This window comes from Pseudomonas sp. NFIX28 (genome assembly GCF_900107395.1).
GTDB lineage: Bacteria > Pseudomonadota > Gammaproteobacteria > Pseudomonadales > Pseudomonadaceae > Aquipseudomonas.
Window position 1 is genome coordinate 230,714 of sequence record NZ_FNPW01000006.1, and the last position, 19,708, is coordinate 250,421.

22 protein-coding genes are annotated in these 19,708 nt (G+C 60.4%); 1 reads left to right on the forward strand and 21 read right to left on the reverse strand.

Annotated elements, in window-relative coordinates; all coding sequences use genetic code 11:
• Positions 1-47: 47 nt before the first annotated feature.
• The 19 genes from der to trmJ all read right to left on the reverse strand — a co-directional run bounded on the left by der (position 48) and on the right by trmJ (position 16,829).
• Positions 48-1,520 carry a ribosome biogenesis GTPase Der gene (gene der / locus BLV20_RS14165; protein WP_092302436.1) on the reverse strand — a complete coding sequence of 491 codons (1,473 nt, stop codon included), beginning with the start codon at positions 1,518-1,520 and terminating at the stop codon, positions 48-50.
• 139 nt (positions 1,521-1,659) lie between these two features.
• Positions 1,660-2,811 (reverse strand): outer membrane protein assembly factor BamB, encoded by a 1,152-nt coding sequence (gene bamB / locus BLV20_RS14170; protein ID WP_092302438.1) that lies wholly within the window; start codon positions 2,809-2,811, stop codon positions 1,660-1,662.
• The gene (locus tag BLV20_RS14175) at positions 2,804-3,445 is read right to left on the reverse strand and encodes a tetratricopeptide repeat protein (RefSeq protein WP_092302440.1); all 642 of its coding nucleotides are present in this window, start codon (positions 3,443-3,445) and stop codon (positions 2,804-2,806) included. Before BLV20_RS14175 ends, bamB begins: the two co-directional genes overlap by 8 nt.
• Before the next feature lie 40 nt (positions 3,446-3,485).
• Positions 3,486-4,775, reverse strand: a complete 1,290-nt coding sequence (gene hisS / locus BLV20_RS14180; protein ID WP_092302442.1) for a histidine--tRNA ligase — start codon at positions 4,773-4,775, stop codon at positions 3,486-3,488.
• Between the two features lie 36 nt (positions 4,776-4,811).
• Complete coding sequence (gene ispG / locus BLV20_RS14185; RefSeq protein ID WP_007929536.1) at positions 4,812-5,921, reverse strand: flavodoxin-dependent (E)-4-hydroxy-3-methylbut-2-enyl-diphosphate synthase; 1,110 nt, start codon at positions 5,919-5,921, stop codon at positions 4,812-4,814.
• Positions 5,922-5,924: 3 nt separating this feature from the next.
• Positions 5,925-6,959, reverse strand: a complete 1,035-nt coding sequence (locus BLV20_RS14190; RefSeq protein ID WP_092302444.1) for a RodZ domain-containing protein — start codon at positions 6,957-6,959, stop codon at positions 5,925-5,927.
• Complete coding sequence (gene pilW / locus BLV20_RS14195) at positions 6,959-7,717, reverse strand: type IV pilus biogenesis/stability protein PilW (RefSeq protein ID WP_092302447.1); 759 nt, start codon at positions 7,715-7,717, stop codon at positions 6,959-6,961. The genes BLV20_RS14190 and pilW overlap by 1 nt, the downstream gene beginning before the upstream one ends.
• A 12-nt stretch (positions 7,718-7,729) precedes the next feature.
• Positions 7,730-8,878, reverse strand: a complete 1,149-nt coding sequence (gene rlmN / locus BLV20_RS14200) for a dual-specificity RNA methyltransferase RlmN (protein ID WP_007929531.1) — start codon at positions 8,876-8,878, stop codon at positions 7,730-7,732.
• A 29-nt stretch (positions 8,879-8,907) separates the two neighbouring features.
• Positions 8,908-9,333 carry a nucleoside-diphosphate kinase gene (ndk, locus tag BLV20_RS14205; RefSeq protein ID WP_007929529.1) on the reverse strand — a complete coding sequence of 142 codons (426 nt, stop codon included), beginning with the start codon at positions 9,331-9,333 and terminating at the stop codon, positions 8,908-8,910.
• Between the two features lie 94 nt (positions 9,334-9,427).
• Positions 9,428-9,628 (reverse strand): Fe-S cluster assembly protein IscX, encoded by a 201-nt coding sequence (iscX, locus tag BLV20_RS14210; protein ID WP_007929528.1) that lies wholly within the window; start codon positions 9,626-9,628, stop codon positions 9,428-9,430.
• 14 nt (positions 9,629-9,642) lie between these two features.
• Positions 9,643-9,984, reverse strand: coding sequence for an ISC system 2Fe-2S type ferredoxin (gene fdx, locus BLV20_RS14215; protein ID WP_009045439.1), 342 nt, complete (start codon positions 9,982-9,984; stop codon positions 9,643-9,645).
• A 3-nt stretch (positions 9,985-9,987) separates the two neighbouring features.
• Positions 9,988-11,850 carry a Fe-S protein assembly chaperone HscA gene (hscA, locus tag BLV20_RS14220; RefSeq protein WP_092302449.1) on the reverse strand — a complete coding sequence of 621 codons (1,863 nt, stop codon included), beginning with the start codon at positions 11,848-11,850 and terminating at the stop codon, positions 9,988-9,990.
• Between the two features lie 51 nt (positions 11,851-11,901).
• Positions 11,902-12,423: a co-chaperone HscB gene (gene hscB / locus BLV20_RS14225; RefSeq protein ID WP_092302452.1), complete on the reverse strand. Its 522-nt coding sequence runs from the start codon at positions 12,421-12,423 to the stop codon at positions 11,902-11,904.
• An 8-nt stretch (positions 12,424-12,431) separates the two neighbouring features.
• Entirely contained in the window at positions 12,432-12,755 is a 324-nt protein-coding gene (gene iscA / locus BLV20_RS14230) for an iron-sulfur cluster assembly protein IscA (RefSeq protein WP_007929524.1), read from the reverse strand.
• 46 nt (positions 12,756-12,801) lie between these two features.
• Complete coding sequence (gene iscU, locus BLV20_RS14235) at positions 12,802-13,188, reverse strand: Fe-S cluster assembly scaffold IscU (protein WP_007929523.1); 387 nt, start codon at positions 13,186-13,188, stop codon at positions 12,802-12,804.
• A gap of 102 nt (positions 13,189-13,290) precedes the next feature.
• On the reverse strand, positions 13,291-14,505 hold the full coding sequence (locus tag BLV20_RS14240) for an IscS subfamily cysteine desulfurase (protein ID WP_092302454.1): 1,215 nt from the start codon (positions 14,503-14,505) through the stop codon (positions 13,291-13,293).
• Positions 14,506-14,555: 50 nt separating this feature from the next.
• Positions 14,556-15,047, reverse strand: coding sequence for a Fe-S cluster assembly transcriptional regulator IscR (iscR, locus tag BLV20_RS14245; RefSeq protein ID WP_092302456.1), 492 nt, complete (start codon positions 15,045-15,047; stop codon positions 14,556-14,558).
• A 233-nt stretch (positions 15,048-15,280) separates the two neighbouring features.
• Entirely contained in the window at positions 15,281-16,057 is a 777-nt protein-coding gene (gene cysE / locus BLV20_RS14250) for a serine O-acetyltransferase (protein WP_092302656.1), read from the reverse strand.
• Complete coding sequence (gene trmJ, locus BLV20_RS14255) at positions 16,050-16,829, reverse strand: tRNA (cytosine(32)/uridine(32)-2'-O)-methyltransferase TrmJ (RefSeq protein ID WP_092302458.1); 780 nt, start codon at positions 16,827-16,829, stop codon at positions 16,050-16,052. Before trmJ ends, cysE begins: the two co-directional genes overlap by 8 nt.
• Before the next feature lie 256 nt (positions 16,830-17,085).
• Between trmJ and suhB the strand changes: the two genes are divergently transcribed.
• Positions 17,086-17,901, forward strand: coding sequence for a type III secretion system regulator SuhB (gene suhB / locus BLV20_RS14260; protein ID WP_007929514.1), 816 nt, complete (start codon positions 17,086-17,088; stop codon positions 17,899-17,901).
• 220 nt (positions 17,902-18,121) lie between these two features.
• On the opposite strand, the gene BLV20_RS14265 is transcribed toward suhB, so the two are convergent.
• Positions 18,122-18,670, reverse strand: a complete 549-nt coding sequence (locus BLV20_RS14265) for a glycine zipper 2TM domain-containing protein (RefSeq protein WP_092302460.1) — start codon at positions 18,668-18,670, stop codon at positions 18,122-18,124.
• Between the two features lie 120 nt (positions 18,671-18,790).
• Positions 18,791-19,705, reverse strand: a complete 915-nt coding sequence (secF, locus tag BLV20_RS14270; RefSeq protein WP_092302462.1) for a protein translocase subunit SecF — start codon at positions 19,703-19,705, stop codon at positions 18,791-18,793.
• Between the last annotated feature and the right edge of the window lie 3 nt (positions 19,706-19,708).

A 19,708-nucleotide genomic window follows, 5' to 3' on the forward strand; every position in this document is an offset into this window, starting at 1 on the left:
CGCCAAGGGCGCCCTCTTCCTCACACAAGACCCCGCCGGAGCGAGTTTCAGCGCTTGTCTTTGCGCTTCTTCTCGGCCTTTTTGTGGTGCGTCATCAAACGACGCTTCTTGTTGACCTGACGATCGGTGAGCGTGTTCTTGTTGCCTTCGTACGGGTTTTCACCGCCCTTGAATTCGATGCGGATCGGCGTACCGACCAGCTTCAGGACACGACGGTAAGTGTTTTCCAGGTAGCGCACATAGGACTTCGGCACCTTCTCCACCTGGTTACCGTGGATCACGATCAGCGGCGGGTTGGCACCACCCAGGTGGGCATAACGCAGCTTGATGCGACGGTTGTTGACCATCGGTGGCGCGTGCTCGCTCACGGCGTCTTCGAGGATCTGCGTCAGGCGGCTGGTCGGCCAGCGGGTAACCGCGGACTTGAAGGAGTTCTGCACCGACTGGTAGAGGTTGCCCACGCCAGTACCGTGCAACGCCGAGATGAAGTGGATGTCGGCGAAGTCGACGAAGAACAGCCGGCGCTCCAGCTCGGTCTTCACATAGTCACGCTCGCGCGGGTCCATGCCGTCCCATTTGTTCAGGGCAATAACCAGCGCCCGGCCTGCTTCCAGGGCAAAGCCCAGCAGGTTCAGATCGTGGTCCACCACGCCTTCGCGGGCGTCCATGACGAAGATCACCACGTTGGCGTCCTTGATCGCCTGCAGGGTCTTGACCACCGAGAACTTTTCAACTTCCTCGTGGATCTTGCCGCGCTTGCGCACACCGGCGGTGTCGATCAGCGTGTACTTCTCTTCGTTACGCTCGAAGGGAATGTAGATGCTGTCGCGGGTAGTACCCGGCTGGTCGTAGACGATGACCCGGTCTTCGCCGAGCATGCGGTTGACCAGCGTGGATTTGCCCACGTTCGGCCGGCCGATGATGGCGATCTTGATCCCGTCTTTTTCACTCGGGCCCGGAATGCGCTTGGCTTCCTCGCCTTCGGCAACGACTTCTTCCTCGCCGTCTTCCGGTTCGTCAGCGTCATCTTTCGGGAATTCGCGCAGGGCGATTTCCAGCATCTGCGTGATACCGCGACCGTGAGCACCGGCGATCGGGATCGCGTCGCCCATGCCCAGCGGGGCGAACTCGGCACGCGCCATGTCAGGGTCAATGTTGTCGACCTTGTTGGCGATCACGTAGGAAGTCTTGTTACGTTTGCGCAGGTGCTCGCCGATCATCTGGTCGGCCGCGGTAAAACCGGCCTTGGCATCTACCAGGAACAGGACGACATCGGCTTCTTCGATGGCCAGCAGCGATTGCTCGGCCATCTTTTCGTCCATGCCATGCTCGTCACCGGAGATACCGCCGGTGTCGATCAGGATATAGGTACGCCCTTGCCACTTGGCCTCACCGTATTGGCGATCACGGGTCAGACCGGACAGGTCGCCGACAATGGCGTCGCGAGTCCGAGTCAGGCGGTTGAACAAGGTGGACTTGCCGACGTTCGGTCGACCCACCAGGGCGATTACGGGAACCATGCGGCTCTCCACTGCGTTAATTCAGAAAATACAAAAGCCGCTGCGAGGCAGCGGCTGGTGCTCGGGGCAACACATGACGTGCTGCGAACCTTGCCGGGGCAAGGCCGCTTGGGGATCAACCCCAAGCATAGTCAAACCATTACTTGATGGTCAGGGCTTCCAGTTTGCCGCTGTTGCCATACACATAAATCATGTTGCCCACTACCAGCGGACGCGCACGCAAGCCATCGCTGTCGATACGCTCACGGCCAACGAAACGACCGTCCACCTGGCTCAGCAGGTGCAGGTAACCTTCCAGGTCACCGACCGCCACGTAGCTGGAGAAGACTTCCGGGGCCGACAGTTGACGGCGGGCCAGCGAGTCGTTGCTCCACAGTGCAGTGGTGGAACGCTCATCGATGCTTTCGACGGTGCCGGAAGACAGGCTTACATAGACGCTGCCGAAACCTTGAGCAACACCCGCATAGCTCGATGCGTCACGCTGCCAGAGCGGACGACCGCTTTCCAGATCCAGCGCCACTACGCGCCCCTGATAGCTGGCGACATACAAGGTGCCGCCGGACAACAGCAGGCCACCGTCGATGTCGACTACGCGATCCAGCTCGGAACGGCCTTGCGGAATAGCTACACGCTGTTCCCACACCGGTACGCCGTTGCGGATATCCAGGGCCACCACTTTACCAGTCGACAGACCGGCAACCGCCAGGCGGTTGGTAGTGATTGGAGCGCTGGTGCCACGCAGGGTCAGTACCGCTGGCGTGCTGTCATAGACCCACATCTGGTTGCCGGTGGCGGCATCGAGGCCGATCACACGGTCATCCTGGGTCTGGACTACAACCACATCGCCATTGGTGGACGGCGGAGCCAATACTTCACTGGTCACCCGCGCGCGCCATTTCTCTTCGCCGCTCGAAGCGTCCAGGGCGACCACTTCACCCTTGAGGGTGCCGATCATGACCAGGCCATAACCCACGCCAACGGCACCGGACACAGGCAATTCCAGGTCCTGTTTCCATTTGATGTCGCCGTTCATGCGATCCAGCGCTTCTACCACGCCGGTGACGTCGGCGGCGTAGATGGTGCTGCCGTCGATTGCCGGAACCAGCATGTTGTAGGTTTCGCCCTGGCCGTCACCGACCGAACGGCTCCACTGTTTCTGCAGGACCACTTCTTCTTTGAAGTCGACCAGTTCGGCAGGTGGCAGTTCTTTCTTGCTGTTGCTGCTGCAACCCGCGGCCAGAACGGCCAGAGCCAGCAATGCTGCATGTTTCCAACGGATCACGTCACGCATCCCCTTTGGCCAGGTCGTCCAGCTTGATTTGTAGGCCGCCGACCGCCGCTTCATCGGACAGCGCAGCCTTGGCTTTTTCATACGCCGCATGGGCTTCATCGGTACGACCCAATTGGACCAGCAGGTCGCCCTTGAGCTCTTCGCGAGTGGCCAGGAATGCCTTGTCGGCATCGCCTTCGAGCAGCTTCAACGCTTCTTCAGCCTTGTTCTGCGCGGCCAGGACCTGGGCCAGGCGCTGGCGTGCGATTTCGCCCAGTGTCGCGTTGGCCGGCTTGTCGGCGATGGCCTTGAGCTCGGTCGCCGCGTCGTCCAGCTTGCCGGTATCGACAGCCACCTTGGCGACGAACAGGCTGCCGTATTGCGCGTAGGCGGTACCGCCGAACTCGCTGTTGAGCTTGCCGGCCAGGTCTGCAACACGGGCTGCATCCGGCTTGCCGTCAGGCGTCAGCGTGGTTTCCAGCAATTGCTGATAGAGCATCGAGGCGCCTTGCGACTGATTGCTCTGATACTTGTGCCAGGCCTGCCAGCCGAACACGATGACCAGCGCCAACAGGCCGCCGGTGACCAGGGGTTTGCCGTTGCGCTGCCACCAGTCCTTCAAATCCGCCAGCTGTTCATCTTCGGTACTCGACACCCCAATACTCCTTATTCGCTAAATCGGCTGTTTGACAGCTTCAACCCTGCACGACGCAGGTGGCCAGGTGTGCAGCGAGCGCATCCCAGGCAATGCTTTGTTGTTCGCCCTGGCCACGCAGGGGTTTGAAACCTACCACTTGCTGGGCCAGTTCGTCGTCACCGAGGATCAATGCGTACAACGCACCGCTCTTGTCGGCCTTCTTGAACTGGCTCTTGAAGCTACCGGCGCCGGCATTGATCTGCAGGCGCAGGTTGGGCAACTGATCACGAACACGTTCGCTCAGCGCCAGCGCAGCCAGTTCTGCGGCTTCCCCGAAGGCGCAGAGGTAAACGTCGACCTGGCGCGAGATCTCTTCCGGGATCTGCTCCAGGGTTTCCAGCAGCAGCACCAGACGCTCGATCCCCATGGCGAAACCGACGCCCGGGGTCGGCTTGCCGCCCATCTGCTCGACCAGGCCGTCGTAACGGCCGCCGGCGCAGACGGTGCCCTGGGCGCCGAGCTTGTCGGTGACCCATTCGAAAACGGTCTTGCTGTAGTAATCCAGCCCGCGCACCAGCTTCGGGTTGATCACATAAGGAATACCGGCGGCATCCAGACGAGCCTTGAGGCCCTCGAAGTGCAGGCGGGACTCTTCGTCCAGGTAGTCGGCCAGCTTCGGCGCATCCACCAGCACGGCTTGAGTGTCCGGGTTCTTGGTGTCGAGCACGCGCAGCGGGTTGGTTTTCAGACGGCGCTGGCTGTCTTCGTCGAGCTTGTCCATGCGCGCCGAGAGGAACGTCACCAGCGCATCGCGATAGCGCGCACGGGCTTCGGCGGTTCCCAGGCTGTTCAGTTCAAGCTTGACCGCATCACGGATGCCCAGCTCGCCCCACAGGCGCCAGGTCAGCACGATCAGCTCGGCGTCGATATCCGGACCGTCGAGGTTGAAGACTTCGCAACCGATCTGGTGGAACTGGCGATAACGGCCTTTTTGCGGACGCTCGTGGCGAAACATCGGGCCGATGTACCAGAGCTTCTGCACCTGGCCACCGCCGGTAATGCCATGTTCGAGCACAGCGCGCACGCACGCCGCGGTGCCTTCCGGACGCAGGGTCAGGGAGTCGCCGTTACGGTCGTCGAAGGTGTACATCTCTTTTTCGACGATGTCGGTCACTTCACCGATGGAGCGCTTGAACAGCTCGGTGAACTCGACGATTGGCATACGGATCTGCTTGTAACCGTAGTTATCCAGCAAACGCGCAACGGTGCCCTCGAAATAACGCCACAGGGGCGTCTGCTCGGGCAGGATATCGTTCATGCCACGAATGGCTTGCAGAGACTTGCTCACTATAAATCCTTAATTCGTTCGGCTCTTCAGTCGGGCTCAGCCGCGAGCGATCAGCGCTGCGTCGGCTTCGACCTTTTCGGCCGCCTTCTCGCGGATCAGCTTTTCCAGTTGGTCCACGAGATTGTCATTCGTCAGTTTCTGCGACGGCTTGCCGTCGATGTAAATCAGGTTCGGCGTCCCGCCGGTCAGGCCGATATGCGCTTCTTTGGCTTCGCCCGGACCGTTGACCACGCAACCGATGACCGCCACGTCCAGCGGTACCAGCAGATCCTCAAGACGCCCTTCCAGTTCGTTCATGGTCTTGACCACATCGAAGTTCTGCCGCGAGCAACTCGGGCAGGCGATGAAGTTGATGCCACGGGAACGCAGATGCAGGGACTTGAGAATGTCGTAGCCGACTTTCACTTCTTCGACCGGGTCGGCCGCCAACGAGATGCGAATAGTATCGCCAATCCCTTCGGCCAGCAGCATACCGAGGCCCACGGCGGATTTCACCGTGCCTGAGCGCAAACCGCCGGCTTCGGTGATACCCAGGTGCAGCGGCTGGATGATTTCCTTGGCCAGCAGACGGTAGGCTTCGACGGCCATGAACACGTCCGAGGCTTTCACGCTGACCTTGAAGTCCTTGAAATTCAGGCGCTCGAGGTGCTCGACGTGACGCAGGGCAGACTCCACCAGCGCTGCCGGGGTCGGCTCGCCGTATTTCTTCTGCAGGTCTTTTTCCAGGGAACCGGCGTTGACGCCGATACGGATCGGAATCCCGCGATCACGGGCCGCATCCACTACCGCGCGCACACGGTCTTCACGGCCGATGTTGCCGGGGTTGATCCGCAGGCAGTCGACGCCCAGTTCGGCCACGCGCAAGGCGATCTTATAGTCGAAGTGGATGTCAGCAACCAGCGGCACCTTGACCTGCTGCTTGATACGGCCGAAAGCTTCGGCCGCGTCCATATCCGGTACGGAAACCCGCACGATATCGACACCGGCGGCTTCCAGACGGTTGATCTGGGCTACCGTGGCCGCCACATCGTTGGTGTCGCTGTTGGTCATGCTCTGCACGGCAATGGGGGCATCGCCACCCACGGGTACCGAGCCGACCCAAATTTTGCGGGACTCGCGACGTTTGATTGGAGATTCGCCGTGCATGACTTATTGACCTAACTTCAGGCGAGCAGTCTCGCCACTGGTGAACGGAGCCACATCGACCGCTTGTCCGTTGTAGCTGACCTGCGCACCACGGGCATAACCCAGGCGCACGGCAAATGGCGGCTTGCCGGAAACATCGGCGGTCTCGCCCTTGCGCTTCAGGCCACTCAACAGCACTTTGCCGCTGCCGTCGGTGATCTGGGTCCAGCAATCGGCTGTGAATTGGATCTGCACCTGGCCCGCGCCGGCTACAGGCGCTGCGGCGGGCGCAGTTGGAGCTGCCGGGGTAGCCGGAATAGTCGCTGCTGCGACCACAGGCGCTACGGGGGCAGGCGCGGCCGGAGCGCTCGGCGCTGGTGCCGCCGGTGCCACGACCACTGGAGCAGGAGCAACCGGGGCTGCAGGTGTGGCAGCCGGAGCACCTGGTGCAGGAACCGTGGCATCAGCCTGGGCCTGGTCTGGAGCTGGGGTTTCAGGCAGGGCCAGGGCGGTTTCGCCCTCGGTCTGGCCTTCCACCACCGCCTGGTCTTCCGGCTCGTCGATCGGATGAATCTGCGTGGTGCCATCGGCACCTTCGACTTCGACATGTTCCTGGTTGAGACCGACCAGCTCCTTGGTCCGCAGGGAAGTCTGATCCTGCCACCAGATAAAGCCGCCACCGATCACCGCGATCAGCAGCAACAGGCTGACGATCCGCAAAATGGTGTGGGAGACCCGCACCGGCTCTTCGATACGGCCCAGGCTATGCACATTGCTGCCCTGGGAATCGGTGCCGGTGTATTGGTCGAAGGCCTGGACCAGAACGGCCTGGTCCATTCCCAGCAACTTGGCATAGGCACGGATGTAACCCCGGGCGAAGGTATGCCCCGGCAGCTTGTCGAAAGCGCCGGCTTCCAGGTTGCTCAACGAGTTTGCGGTCAGATTGAGCTTGAGGGCCACTTCGGCCAGCGACCAACCATTGCTTTCGCGGGCCTGACGCAGGGTCTCACCGGGGTTTACGCGAGTCGCTGCTAGAACTTCGGGATGCGCCGCTTTCATCATTGCTCCGACAGGTATTGCTGATATTCCGGCGTACCGGGATAGAGTCGTTTTAATTGCAGGCCGTAACTGGCGGCCTTGTCGCGATCTTCGAACACCGTTGCCAGCCGAACGCCGAGCAATAGACTACGTGCATTTTGCTCGCTCAGCAGGCTAAAACGATCGTAATAGTCGCGTGCGGGCACATAATGCCTGTCTTCGAAGGACAACTCAGCCATTTCCAGCAAGGCACGAGGCTGCTGGCGGTTCAGGCGCAGGGCTTTTTCCAGGTGTTGCCGGGCCAATTCACGCTCACCCAGCATCGCGGCGGTCATGCCAAGGTTCTCGAACACTCGGGATCGCTCGGGGTACAGGGTATCAGCAGCCGCCTGTTCAAAGCGCTGATAAGCCTCTTTGTAACGTTTTTCTTCAAACAGAAAGCTGCCGTAGTTGTTCAGGATACGGGCATCGGAAGGACGCGAAGCCAGGGCCTTGCGGTAATGCTGGTCAGCCAGTTCGGGTTCCATCTCGGCCTGGAACACCAGCGCCAGGGCGGCGTTGGCGTCGGCATCGGACTCATCCAGCTCCAGGGCCTTTTTAAGCGGCACTTTCGCTCGCTCGGTCATGCCTTGCTGCAAATAGCCCAGGCCCAGCTGGACATAAGCCTCACGCGCCTCGTCCCGCCCCTTGCTTGTCTTCATCGGGTTGAAATCCCCCGAAAGAACACAGCCAGCCGACAGGCTGGCAAAAAGCACAAGCAGCGCGACGCGCAAGGTCATGGAGATCCTCTCTCAGGTACGATTCGCAGCGCTTTGCGGCATATCGGCATCGGCGCTCAACTCGCGCACGGCGATATAACGTTCGCTACGACGGGTGCGATCCAGCACCTGCCCTACCAATTGTCCACAGGCCGCATCGATGTCTTCGCCGCGCGTGGTGCGCACGGTGACGTTGAAGCCTGCGTGATGCAGTTGATCCTGGAACCGGCGAATGGCGTTGTTGCTTGGCCGCTCGTAACCGGAATGCGGGAACGGGTTGAACGGGATCAGGTTGATCTTGCAAGGAATGTCCTTGAGCAACGCGATCATCTCGACAGCGTGCTCGACCTTATCATTGACGTCCTTGAGCAAGGTGTACTCAATCGTCAGCACACGTTTCTCGCCCAGCGACGACATATAGCGCTGGCAGGATTCGAGCAACATCTTCAGCGGGTACTTCTTGTTGATCGGTACCAGCTGGTTGCGCAGCGCATCGTTCGGTGCGTGCAGGGACAGCGCCAGGGAGACGTCGATGTGCTTGGCCAGCTCATCGATCATCGGTACCACACCGGAGGTCGACAGGGTCACGCGGCGCTTGGAGATGCCGTAGCCCAGGTCGTCCATCATCAGGTGCATGGCCGAGATGACGTTGTCGAAGTTCAGCAGCGGCTCACCCATGCCCATCATCACCACGTTGGTGATGGCACGGTCGACGGTCGCCGGGACGCTGCCAAAGGATTTGTTGGCAATCCACACCTGGCCGATGACTTCAGCGGCGGTGAGGTTGCTATTGAAGCCTTGCTTGCCGGTGGAGCAGAAACTGCAGTCCAGGGCACAGCCTGCCTGGGACGAAACGCACAGAGTGCCGCGTTTGCCCTGGGGAATGTAAACGGTCTCGACGCAGCTGCCGGACGCCACGCGCACCACCCACTTTCGGGTGCCGTCGCTGGAGATGTCCTCGCTGACCACTTCCGGACCACGAATTTCGGCAACGGCCTTGAGCTTTTCGCGCAAGGCCTTGCCGACGTTCGTCATGGCGTCGAAATCATCGACGCCAAAGTGGTGAATCCATTTCATTACCTGACCGGCACGGAAACGCTTCTCCCCGATTGAGTCGAAGAATTTTTCCATTTCCGGTTGAGTCAGACCCAACAGGTTAGTTTTGCCAGTCGATGTAGTCATGGTTTCACCTTCACTCACAGGCCTTTGGCTTAGCGAGTGGTCACTTCGGTGGAAGCGAAGAAGTAAGCGATTTCGCGTGCAGCAGCGGCTTCGGAGTCCGAACCGTGAACGGCGTTGGCGTCGATGGATTCAGCGAAGTCAGCGCGGATGGTGCCGGCAGCAGCTTCTTTAGGGTTGGTAGCGCCCATCAGCTCACGGTTCAGAGCGATAGCGTTTTCGCCTTCCAGAACCTGAACGACAACCGGACCGGAAGTCATGAAGGCAACCAGCTCGCCGAAGAAGCCACGAGCGCTGTGCTCAGCGTAGAAACCTTCAGCTTCGGCTTTCGACAGTTGCTTCATTTTCGAAGCTACAACGCGCAGGCCAGCTTTTTCGAAACGGGTAACGATCTCGCCGATAACGTTTTTTGCAACAGCGTCAGGCTTGATGATGGAGAAAGTACGTTGAACAGCCATGGTGTAACTCCAGAAACGGTGATTAAAGCGAAAAATTAAACCCGCGAATTATACGCGGGTTTATAGGGATTGCCTAACTGCGTACGGGACAGACTCAGTCTGCTTCTTCGATCCAGGCGGCCTGAATTGCTTCAAGAACCTTCTCGCCACCGCGAGCCGGATCGTCGCTGAATTCCGGCAGCGCCAGAACCCATTGGTGCAGATCGACAAAGTTTACGTACCGCGGATCCACATCCGGCTTGGACTCAGCCAGCTGGATCGCGATTTCCAGCACATCAACCCACTTCAGACTCATGATGGTTCCTTGAATCAGTGCGGCGCTTCGGCCGCATGGTTGAGCGAGTATTTCGGAATTTCGACGGTCAGGTCTTCCTCACCGACGATCGCCTGGCAGGATAGACGCGATTGCGCCTCCAGGCCCCAGGCCTTGTCCAGCAAGTCTTCTTCCAGCTCGTCGGCTTCGTTCAGCGAGTCGAAACCTTCGCGAACGATGCAGTGACAAGTGGTGCAAGCGCAGACGCCGCCGCAGGCGCTCTCGATCTCGATGTGGTTGTCATGCGCCACTTCGAGAATCGAGGTACCCGGCGCAGCCTCCACAACCAGGCCGTCCGGGCAAAACACAGCATGTGGCAGAAAAATGATCTGCGGCATCAGTTATTCCTCGATTTCATTCAGATTGCGCCCCGCCAGGGCGGCTTTCACCGTCGAATCCAGGCGGCGGGCAGCAAAAGCATCAGTCACTTGCGACAGACGCTTGGTCTGCTGCTCGATGGCATAGCCATCGGTACCACGCATCAATTCACTCAATTCCTGCATTTGCAATTCGATGACCATCCGCTCCTCGGCATCCAGCAGACGATCGCCGTCAGCTTCCAGAGCGCCCTGCACCGCCTCGATCAGGCGCTGGGCATCGACTTGTTGCTCACGCAGTACGCGAGCGGCCTTGTCGTCGCCAGCGTATTGGAAGGAGTCCTTGAGCATCCGGGCGATTTCACCGTCCGTCAGGCCGTAGGACGGCTTGACCTGGATGCTGGCTTCGACGCCCGAACCCAGCTCGCGGGCGGACACGCTCAGCAGGCCGTCGGCATCGACCTGGAAGGTCACGCGGATCTTCGCCGCACCAGCGACCATGGCCGGAATGCCACGCAATTCGAAACGTGCCAGGGAACGGCAGTCGCTGATCAGCTCGCGCTCGCCCTGCAACACATGAATCATCATGGCCGACTGGCCATCCTTGTACGTGGTGAAGTCCTGGGCACGGGCGACCGGGATAGTGGTGTTACGCGGAATCACCTTCTCCATCAGCCCACCCATGGTTTCCAGCCCCAGGGACAACGGGATCACATCAAGCAGCAGCAGTTCGCCACCATCGCGCTTGTTGCCGGCCAGGGTATCGGCCTGGATCGCAGCACCAATGGCCACCACTTGATCCGGGTCGATCTCGGTCAGCGGCTGGCGACCGAACATCTCGGCGACTGCTTCGCGAACACGCGGGACGCGGGTCGAACCGCCGACCATGACCACCGCCTGGACATCTTCCAGCTCGACATTGGAATCACGCACGGCACGACGGCACGCCTTGAGGCTGCGCGACACCATCGGTTCGATCAGCGCATCGAAGGCTTCGCGAGTCAGCGGCGCCGACCAGGCGCCATAGGTGACATCGACCGAGGCAGCATCGGTAAGCGCTTCCTTGGCGGCACAGGCGATTTGCAGCAGGTGGCGCTGCGTACCTGGGTCGAGATCGGCGGACAAGCCGGCGCTCTCGATAATCCAGCCAGCGATCGCATGATCGAAATCGTCGCCGCCCAGGGCGCTGTCGCCGCCGGTAGCCAATACTTCGAAGACGCCGCCGGTCAGGCGCAGAATGGAAATATCGAAGGTCCCGCCACCCAGGTCATAAATAGCCACCACGCCCTCGGCATGCTGGTCCAGACCATAGGCCACGGCCGCCGCGGTCGGTTCGTTGAGCAGACGCAGCACATTGAGGCCAGCCAGCTTGGCTGCATCCTTGGTGGCCTGGCGCTGCGCATCGTCGAAATAGGCCGGAACGGTGATCACCGCACCCACCAGCTCACCGCCCAGGGTCGATTCAGCGCGCTGACGCAGAACCTTGAGGATGTCGGCCGAGACTTCCACCGGGCTTTTCGGGCCCTGGATGGTGTCGATGAACGGCATGTGCGACTCGCCGTCGACGAAGCGGTACGGCAGCTGCTCGCCCAATTGCTTGACGTCGGACAGACCTCGCCCCATCAAGCGCTTGACCGACAATACGGTATTCAGGGGATCGGCAGACGCCGCCAGCCTGGCGGACTCACCCACCTCGACGCGGTCGGCGTGATAGCGCACGGCAGACGGCAGGATGACCTGTCCATTGGCGTCGGGTAGCGGCTCGGAAAGGCCACTGCGCAAGGCAGCGACCAGCGAATTGGTAGTGCCCAAGTCGATCCCCACAGCCAGGCGGCGCTGGTGCGGTTGAGGACTTTGGCCGGGTTCGGCGATCTGCAGTAGGGCCATGTTTATCTGGACTTATCTGTATATCAGGCGTGCGACCGGAGCGGCACTGGGTTAATCGTCGAGGCGCTCTTCTAACTGGCGCACTTCGTAGGTGAGCTTGTCGAGGAACTGCATGCGCCGCATCAGGCGCTCGGCCTGCTCGCGTTGCGCTGCATCATCCCAACAGGCTGCGAAGCTTTCGTTCAACTCATCCTGGGCCACTTTCAGGCGGCGCTTGAAGGTTGCAATCCCGGCCAGGTCGGCCTCGTCCTGCAAATCCTCGAGTTCTTCGCGCCATTGCATCTGCTGCAGAAGAAACTCCGGATCGTGCACCGTGACCTCCAGCGGCAACTCATGGCCACCCATGGCGAGCAGGTATCGCGCGCGCTTGGGAGGACTCTTGAGGGTCTGGTAGGCCTCGTTGAGGCTGGCGGATTGCTCCAGCGCCAGCCGCTGCTCACGCTCGGAAGCGTCAGCGAAGCGGTCCGGATGAACGGCACGCGCCAACTCACGGTAACGCGCAGCCAGCTGATCGAGATCCAGGCGGAAGCTCGGTTGCAGCTCAAATAAAGCGAAATGACAAGGAGTACCCACGAGCAGCCTCAGATGTTGAAGCTTTCGCCGCAGCCACATTCACCGCGTACGTTGGGGTTGTTGAACTTGAAGCCTTCGTTCAACCCTTCCTTGACGAAGTCCAGTTCGGTGCCATCCAGGTAGGTCAGGCTTTTCGGATCGATGATCACTTTTTCGCCATGACTCTCGAATACCTGATCGTCTTCACCGATCTCGTCGACGAACTCCAGGACATAGGCAAGGCCGGAACAGCCCGTGGTGCGCACACCCAGACGAATCCCATCACCTTTGCCGCGCCCATTAAGGGAACGTCGCACGTGTTGAGCAGCCGCTTCTGTCATGCTGATAGCCATCGTGACTCCTTACTTGTCGCTCAATCTGGAAAGCCGATCCGCGAAATCAGATCAGGCCTTTCTTCTGCTTGTAGTCGCGAACGGCGGCCTTGATGGCGTCTTCAGCGAGTACCGAGCAGTGGATTTTCACTGGCGGCAGGGCCAGTTCTTCAGCCAGCTGAGTGTTCTTGATGGTCTCTGCTTCATCCAGAGTCTTGCCTTTCATCCACTCGGTAGCCAGGGAGCTGGAGGCGATAGCCGAACCGCAACCGTAGGTCTTGAACTTGGCGTCTTCGATGATGCCCTGCTCGTTGACCTTGATCTGCAGGCGCATCACGTCGCCGCACGCCGGAGCGCCGACCATGCCAGTGCCGACATCAGGATCTTCCGCGTTCATCTTGCCGACGTTGCGCGGGTTCTCGTAGTGGTCGATGACCTTTTCGCTGTAAGCCATGGTTCTTAATCCTCACTCATCAGGGCCGCTCTTGAGCCCCTGCAGTTACGCTTGCGTCAGTCGCCGCGTCGCTACAGGTGCTGTATCTGGCGGCTTCTATATTTAGTGTGCCGCCCACTCGATCTTCGAGATATCGACGCCGTCTTTGTACATGTCCCACAGCGGCGACAGAGCGCGCAGCTTGGTCACGGCCTCGCAGACTTTCTGCGCGGCGTAATCGATTTCTTCTTCGGTGGTGAAGCGGCCGAAGGTGAAGCGGATCGAGCTGTGTGCCAGTTCGTCGTTGCGGCCCAGGGCGCGCAGTACGTACGAAGGCTCCAGCGAAGCCGAGGTGCAAGCCGAACCGGAGGAAACTGCCAGGTCCTTGAGCGCCATGATCAGCGACTCGCCTTCGACGTAGTTGAAGCTCAGGTTCAGGTTGTGCGGTACGCGGGAAGTCATGCTGCCGTTGATGTACAGCTCTTCCAGGTGCTCGACCTGCTTGTAGAAGCGGTCGCTCAAGGCCTTGATGCGCACGTTTTCGGCAGCCATGTCTTCCTTGGCCACGCGGAAGGCTTCGCCCATGCCAACGATCTGGTGGGTAGCCAGGGTGCCGGAGCGCATGCCGCGCTCGTGACCGCCGCCGTGCATGGTCGCTTCGAGGCGAACCCGCGGCTTGCGGCTGACATACAGCGCGCCGATACCTTTAGGACCGTAGGTCTTGTGGGCGGAGAAGGACATCAGGTCGACCTTCAGCGCCTGCAGGTCGATGTCGACCTTACCGGTGGACTGGGCAGCGTCGACGTGGAACAGAATGCCTTTGGAGCGGGTCAGCTCGCCGATCGCGGCGATGTCGTTGACCGTACCGATTTCGTTGTTCACGTGCATGATCGACACCAGGATGGTGTCGTCGCGCAGGGCAGCTTCAACCATGGCTGGAGTGATCAGGCCGTCTTCGCCCGGCTCGATGTAGGTGACTTCGAAGCCTTCACGCTCGAGTTGGCGCATGGTGTCCAGGACAGCCTTGTGCTCGATCTTCGAGGTGATCAGGTGCTTGCCCTTGGTGTGATAGAAATGCGCGACACCCTTGATTGCCAGGTTGTCGGACTCGGTGGCACCGGAGGTCCAGACGATTTCACGCGGGTCGGCATTGACCAGGTCAGCCACTTGGCGACGGGCATTTTCCACCGACTCTTCGGCTTTCCAGCCGAACACGTGGGAGCGGGACGCCGGGTTACCGAAGTTTCCGTCGACCAGCAGGCATTCACTCATCTTTTGCGCGACACGCGGATCAACCGGGGTGGTCGCTGAGTAATCAAGGTAAATCGGCAATTTCATGGACTCTCTCCTAAATCAGGCTGGCTGGCGTGCCGCTAGCTCTTTGGCTGTCATTCGACGGCGGACGCTTCAATCTTGTCCAGGTGCTGCGCCTTGCCATTACAGCGGCGCTGATCCTGACGCTGGGCTACTTCTTGCACCTCACGGCGAGTCAAAAGGTCAGCCAAGCTGATACCGCTCAGAAATTCGTGAATCTGCAGGCTCAGATCGCACCACAAGTGGTGGGTCAGGCAGGTGTCGCCGGAATGGCAGTCACCCTGGCCCTGGCATTTGGTGGCATCGACCGACTCATTCACCGCATCGATCACCTGGGCCACCTGAATGCCTTGCATGTCACGCGACAGCTGGTAGCCACCGCCTGGACCACGCACGCTGGACACCAGATTGCTGCGGCGCAACTTGGCGAAGAGCTGCTCGAGATAGGACAGGGAGATGCCTTGGCGCTCAGAGATATCGGCCAGGGACACCGGCCCGTGTTGCGCGTGCAACGCCAAGTCAAGCATGGCTGTTACCGCGTATCGGCCTTTTGTAGTCAGTCGCATGGACAAGTACCACGGAGTGTTTCGGGATGGGAGCGAGTATGCAATTCCCGAGTAATTAAGTCAACTATAAGACCTACTACTTTAGTCAGGTTTACCCGCAAAAGAGCGCGCGAATCATAGCAAAGTCTGCGGCGTAATGGCACATATTGGATTTGGCAAGATGAGCGGCGTTCTTCGGAGGTTGTCGCCAGCAGCGAGCTTGCTCGCGATCAACCGTAAAACGACCGAAAGACTCAACCAACCTGGCTATCGTCCTTGTCCTTGACGCCTGCAAAGTCCTCATCGCGCAGGACCGGCAGGTCCTTGGCGCAGTAGTTGCTGCCCAGGTCCTTCAGGGCTCCGCACATACCCTCCAGGCGCCCATCGACGGCCTGCAGATGGTCGAGCAACTGGCCAATGGCCCGCGCCACCGGGTCCGGCATATCCTCGCTGACCCCATAGGCATCAAAGCCAAGTTTCTCGGCCATGGCCTTGCGCTTGGCTTGCTGCTCATCATCAGACTTGACGATGATGCGCCCGGGAATGCCCACCACCGTGGCGCCTGCCGGTACCGCCTTGGTCACCACCGCGTTGGAACCGACCTTGGCGCCCGCCCCCACGGTGAACGGCCCAAGCACCTTGGCGCCCGCGCCCACCACCACACCGTCTTCCAGGGTCGGGTGACGCTTGCCCTTGTTCCAGCTGGTGCCACCCAAGGTCACACCCTGATAGAGGGTGACGTCATCGCCAATCTCGGCAGTCTCGCCAATAACAATGCCCATGCCGTGATCGATAAAGAAGCGGCGACCGACCTTCGCCCCCGGATGAATCTCGATACCGGTCAACCAGCGCCCGAAGTTCGACACCAGGCGCGCCAGCCATTTCCAGCCCATGCCCCACAACGCGCCCGACAGGCGATGAATCCAGATGGCATGCATGCCCGGGTAGCAGGTCAGGACCTCGAAAGCGTTACGCGCCGCAGGGTCGCGATGGAAAACACTCTGGATATCTTCACGCAAACGCTCAAACATCATCATTCTTCCGCTTAAGGAGCTCGCCACGGGCCGCTTTCTGGGTTTCCGTGAGGATGCCACGCAAAATATTCATTTCCGCCCGGCTCACCGAGCTGCGTCCGTACAACCGGCGCAGGCGCGCCATCAGGTGCCGTGGTTTTTCCGGATCGAGGAAGTCGATGGCCACCAGCGTCTGTTCCAGATGCTCGTAGAACCGCTCCAGCTCATCCATGGTCGCCAGCTCATCACTGCGCGGCGACGCCACTTCATCCTTTTCCACCTTGCTTGGCTGGCCCTGGGCCGCGAGCCAGGACATGCGCACCTCGTAAGCCAGCACCTGCACCGCCGTCGCCAGGTTCAGCGAGCTGAACTCCGGGTCCGAAGGGATATGCACATGGAAGTGACATCGCTGCAGCTCGTCATTGGTCAGACCGGAATCCTCACGGCCAAATACCAAGGCGATTTCCGCGCCCTGCCCTGCTTCTTGCACTACCTTGACCCCCGACTCACGAGGATCGAGCAACGGCCAGGGAATACGCCGGTCACGGGCGCTGGTGCCAAACACCAGGGTGCAGCCGGCCAGGGCGCCTTCCAAGGTGGCGACGACCTGAGCGTTTTCAAGAATGGCGGTAGCGCCGGAGGCTCGCGCATCGGCTTCCGGGGACGGAAAAACCCGCGGTTCCACCAGTACCAGCCGCGACAGCCCCATGTTCTTCATGGCACGCGCAGCCCCGCCGATGTTTCCGGGATGACTGGTATTGACCAGGACGACACGAATGTTCTGCAGCAAGGGAGGCGCTCTCGGACACGGGAAAGGGGAGCAAATCTTACAGAACAGCCAGCGCTCCTGCCTCAAAAATAACTGCCTCTAGCTGATGCGCCATCACAGCCGCCAGGCTTCAGGCGCACTGCCACTCGTCAAAATGTGCAGCTATTTGCAGGCCCGAGCGACAGATCGAGGCAAGCGGAGCGAATGTCGACCTTCATCTGCAAAAGTTTTCTGCTAGAATGCTCGGCTTTCTTTAACAACCTTAGGTGACCTATCCATGCAGCCAATGCTGAATATCGCGCTGCGCGCCGCCCGCAGCGCCAGTGAACTGATTTTCCGCTCCATCGAGCGCCTGGATACCATCAAGGTCGACGAAAAAGACGCCAAAGACTACGTATCCGAAGTTGATCGCGCTGCCGAGCAGAAGATCATCGACGCATTGCGCAAAGCCTACCCAACCCACGGCATTCTCGGCGAAGAAACCGGCCTGCACGCTGGCAGCGGCGAAGGCGAAGACTACCTGTGGATCATCGACCCACTGGACGGCACCACCAACTTCCTGCGCGGCATTCCTCATTTCGCTGTCAGTATCGCCTGCAAATATCGCGGTCGCCTGGAACACGCCGTGGTCCTGGACCCGGTACGCCAGGAAGAATTCACCGCCAGCCGTGGTCGCGGCGCCCAACTGAACGGTCGTCGCCTGCGCGTCAGCGGCCGCACCAGCCTGGACGGCGCCCTGCTGGGTACCGGCTTCCCGTTCCGTGACGATCAGATGGACAACCTCGACAACTACCTGGGCATGTTCCGCGCCCTGGTTGGCCAGACCGCCGGTATCCGCCGCGCCGGCGCTGCCAGCCTGGACCTGGCCTACGTGGCTGCCGGTCGCTTCGACGCCTTCTGGGAGTCGGGCCTGTCCGAGTGGGACATGGCGGCAGGCGCCCTGCTGATTCAAGAAGCCGGCGGCCTGGTGAGCGATTTCACCGGCGGTCACGACTTCCTGGAAAAAGGCCACGTGGTTGCCGGCAACACCAAATGCTTCAAGGCGGTCCTCACCGCCATCCAGCCGCACCTGCCGGCTTCGCTGAAGCGCTAAGCGCCAGCGACGAAAAAAGCACCCCACGGGGTGCTTTTTTTATGCCTGGGGTTTATCGGAAACCACTCTTTCGTAGGAGCGAGGCTTGCCCGCGATAGCTTCAGCCCACAGCGCAGCGCCCAGATCGCGGGCAAGCCTCGCTCCTACAGAAGCAAACCCAAGCCACGGGCAATAAAAAAGCACCCCGCGGGGTGCTTTTTCATGACTGGCGCTAAGACGCTTATTGCACCGGCTGGTTCTGCCCCAGGATCAACTGACCTTCCTTGTTGACCGGAATCTGGCTGCCCGGATCACGATCCATACGCACCTGGCCTTGCTTGCCGTTCAGCTCGTACTTCACGTCATAACCCACGACTTTTTCACTGATGTCGTTGACCGTGTTGCAGCGAGTCTGCGTGGTGGTGTAGGTGTCACGCTCCTGCATGCCTTCCTGCACCTTGTTACCGGCGTAACCACCACCGACCGCACCAGCGACCGTGGCGATCTTCTTGCCTGAGCCGCCGCCGATCTGGTTACCCAGCAGGCCGCCAGCCAGCGCACCAACCACCGTACCGGCGATCTGATGTTGATCCTTCACCGGAGCCTGACGGGTCACGGTGACGTCCTTGCATACTTCACGCGGTGTTTTGATCTGTTGTTTGACCGGCTGAACTGCCAGCACCTGCGCATACTCAGGGCCACTATTGACCAGCTTGTAGGTGGCAACAGCCCCCCCAGCAGTCACAGCGACGGCACCTAATACCGCACCAACCAGCATCGACTTGTTCACGTGAACCTCCTGACCATCACAAGCGGGACAAGCCCGCGCTTCTCCCAGCCTTGGAGCACAAAAAAAGGCGCGAGTTCAATACTCGCGCCTTTTTGACTGCCTGCCAGGAAGGAAAAACCGTTATGGACGGTCGTCGACTTCCTTCTCGGTATTGGCTGGAGGAATCAGGTCCTCGCTGCTCAGGTTCAGCCAGATCAGCACCACGTTGGCGATGTAGATCGACGAGTAGGTACCCGCCAGAACGCCCACGAACAGCGCGATGGAGAAGCCCCACAGGTTGTCGCCACCGAAGAACAGCAGCGCCGCGATCGCCAGCAAGGTGGAGATCGAGGTCGCCATGGTGCGCAGCAGGGTCTGAGTGGTCGAGATGTTGATGTTCTCGATCAGGCTGGCCTTGCGCAGCACGCGGAAGTTCTCCCGCACCCGGTCGAACACCACGATGGTGTCGTTGAGCGAGTAACCGATGATCGCCAGTACCGCCGCCAGCACCGTCAGGTCGAAGGTGATCTGGAAGAACGACAGGATACCGACAGTCACCACCACGTCGTGGATCAGGGAAACGATGGCGCCGACCGCGAACTTCCACTGAAAGCGGAAAGCCAGGTAGATCAGGATGCCGCCCAGCGCCATCAGCATGCCGAGGCCGCCCTGGTCGCGCAGCTCTTCACCCACCTGCGGGCCGACGAACTCGACGCGCTTGACCTGCGCCGGGTTGTCGCCGCCGCTCTTCTGCAGCGCTTCCGCCACCTGATGGCCCAGCTGCGGGTCTTCACCCGGCATCCGCACCAGCAGGTCGGTGGTCGCACCGAAGCTTTGCACGACCGCGTCTTGATAACCGGACTCGCTCAGCTGAGCACGAACCTTCATCACGTCCGCCGGACGCTCGTAGGTCAGCTCGATGAGCGTACCGCCGGTAAAGTCCAGGCCGTAGTTCAATCCCTTGTGGAACCAGCTGAACAGCGCCAGGACGGTAAGGAGCAAGGTGAGGCCGAACGCAACGTTGCGCACGCCCATGAAGTTGATAGTACGTAACATGGC

Bases quoted from the DNA above. Each gene is read 5' to 3' on its own strand.
- der (WP_092302436.1), bottom strand. From the start codon at position 1,520: ATGGTTCCCGTAATCGCCCTGGTGGGTCGACCGAACGTCGGCAAGTCC.
- bamB (WP_092302438.1), bottom strand. From the start codon at position 2,811: ATGCGTGACGTGATCCGTTGGAAACATGCAGCATTGCTGGCTCTGGCC.
- ispG (WP_007929536.1), bottom strand. From the start codon at position 5,921: ATGCACGGCGAATCTCCAATCAAACGTCGCGAGTCCCGCAAAATTTGG.
- BLV20_RS14190 (WP_092302444.1), bottom strand. From the start codon at position 6,959: ATGAAAGCGGCGCATCCCGAAGTTCTAGCAGCGACTCGCGTAAACCCC.
- pilW (WP_092302447.1), bottom strand. From the start codon at position 7,717: ATGACCTTGCGCGTCGCGCTGCTTGTGCTTTTTGCCAGCCTGTCGGCT.
- rlmN (WP_007929531.1), bottom strand. From the start codon at position 8,878: ATGACTACATCGACTGGCAAAACTAACCTGTTGGGTCTGACTCAACCG.
- ndk (WP_007929529.1), bottom strand. From the start codon at position 9,333: ATGGCTGTTCAACGTACTTTCTCCATCATCAAGCCTGACGCTGTTGCA.
- iscX (WP_007929528.1), bottom strand. From the start codon at position 9,628: ATGAGTCTGAAGTGGGTTGATGTGCTGGAAATCGCGATCCAGCTGGCT.
- fdx (WP_009045439.1), bottom strand. From the start codon at position 9,984: ATGCCGCAGATCATTTTTCTGCCACATGCTGTGTTTTGCCCGGACGGC.
- hscA (WP_092302449.1), bottom strand. From the start codon at position 11,850: ATGGCCCTACTGCAGATCGCCGAACCCGGCCAAAGTCCTCAACCGCAC.
- iscA (WP_007929524.1), bottom strand. From the start codon at position 12,755: ATGGCTATCAGCATGACAGAAGCGGCTGCTCAACACGTGCGACGTTCC.
- iscU (WP_007929523.1), bottom strand. From the start codon at position 13,188: ATGGCTTACAGCGAAAAGGTCATCGACCACTACGAGAACCCGCGCAAC.
- BLV20_RS14240 (WP_092302454.1), bottom strand. From the start codon at position 14,505: ATGAAATTGCCGATTTACCTTGATTACTCAGCGACCACCCCGGTTGAT.
- iscR (WP_092302456.1), bottom strand. From the start codon at position 15,047: ATGCGACTGACTACAAAAGGCCGATACGCGGTAACAGCCATGCTTGAC.
- cysE (WP_092302656.1), bottom strand. From the start codon at position 16,057: ATGTTTGAGCGTTTGCGTGAAGATATCCAGAGTGTTTTCCATCGCGAC.
- suhB (WP_007929514.1), top strand. From the start codon at position 17,086: ATGCAGCCAATGCTGAATATCGCGCTGCGCGCCGCCCGCAGCGCCAGT.
- secF (WP_092302462.1), bottom strand. From the start codon at position 19,705: ATGTTACGTACTATCAACTTCATGGGCGTGCGCAACGTTGCGTTCGGC.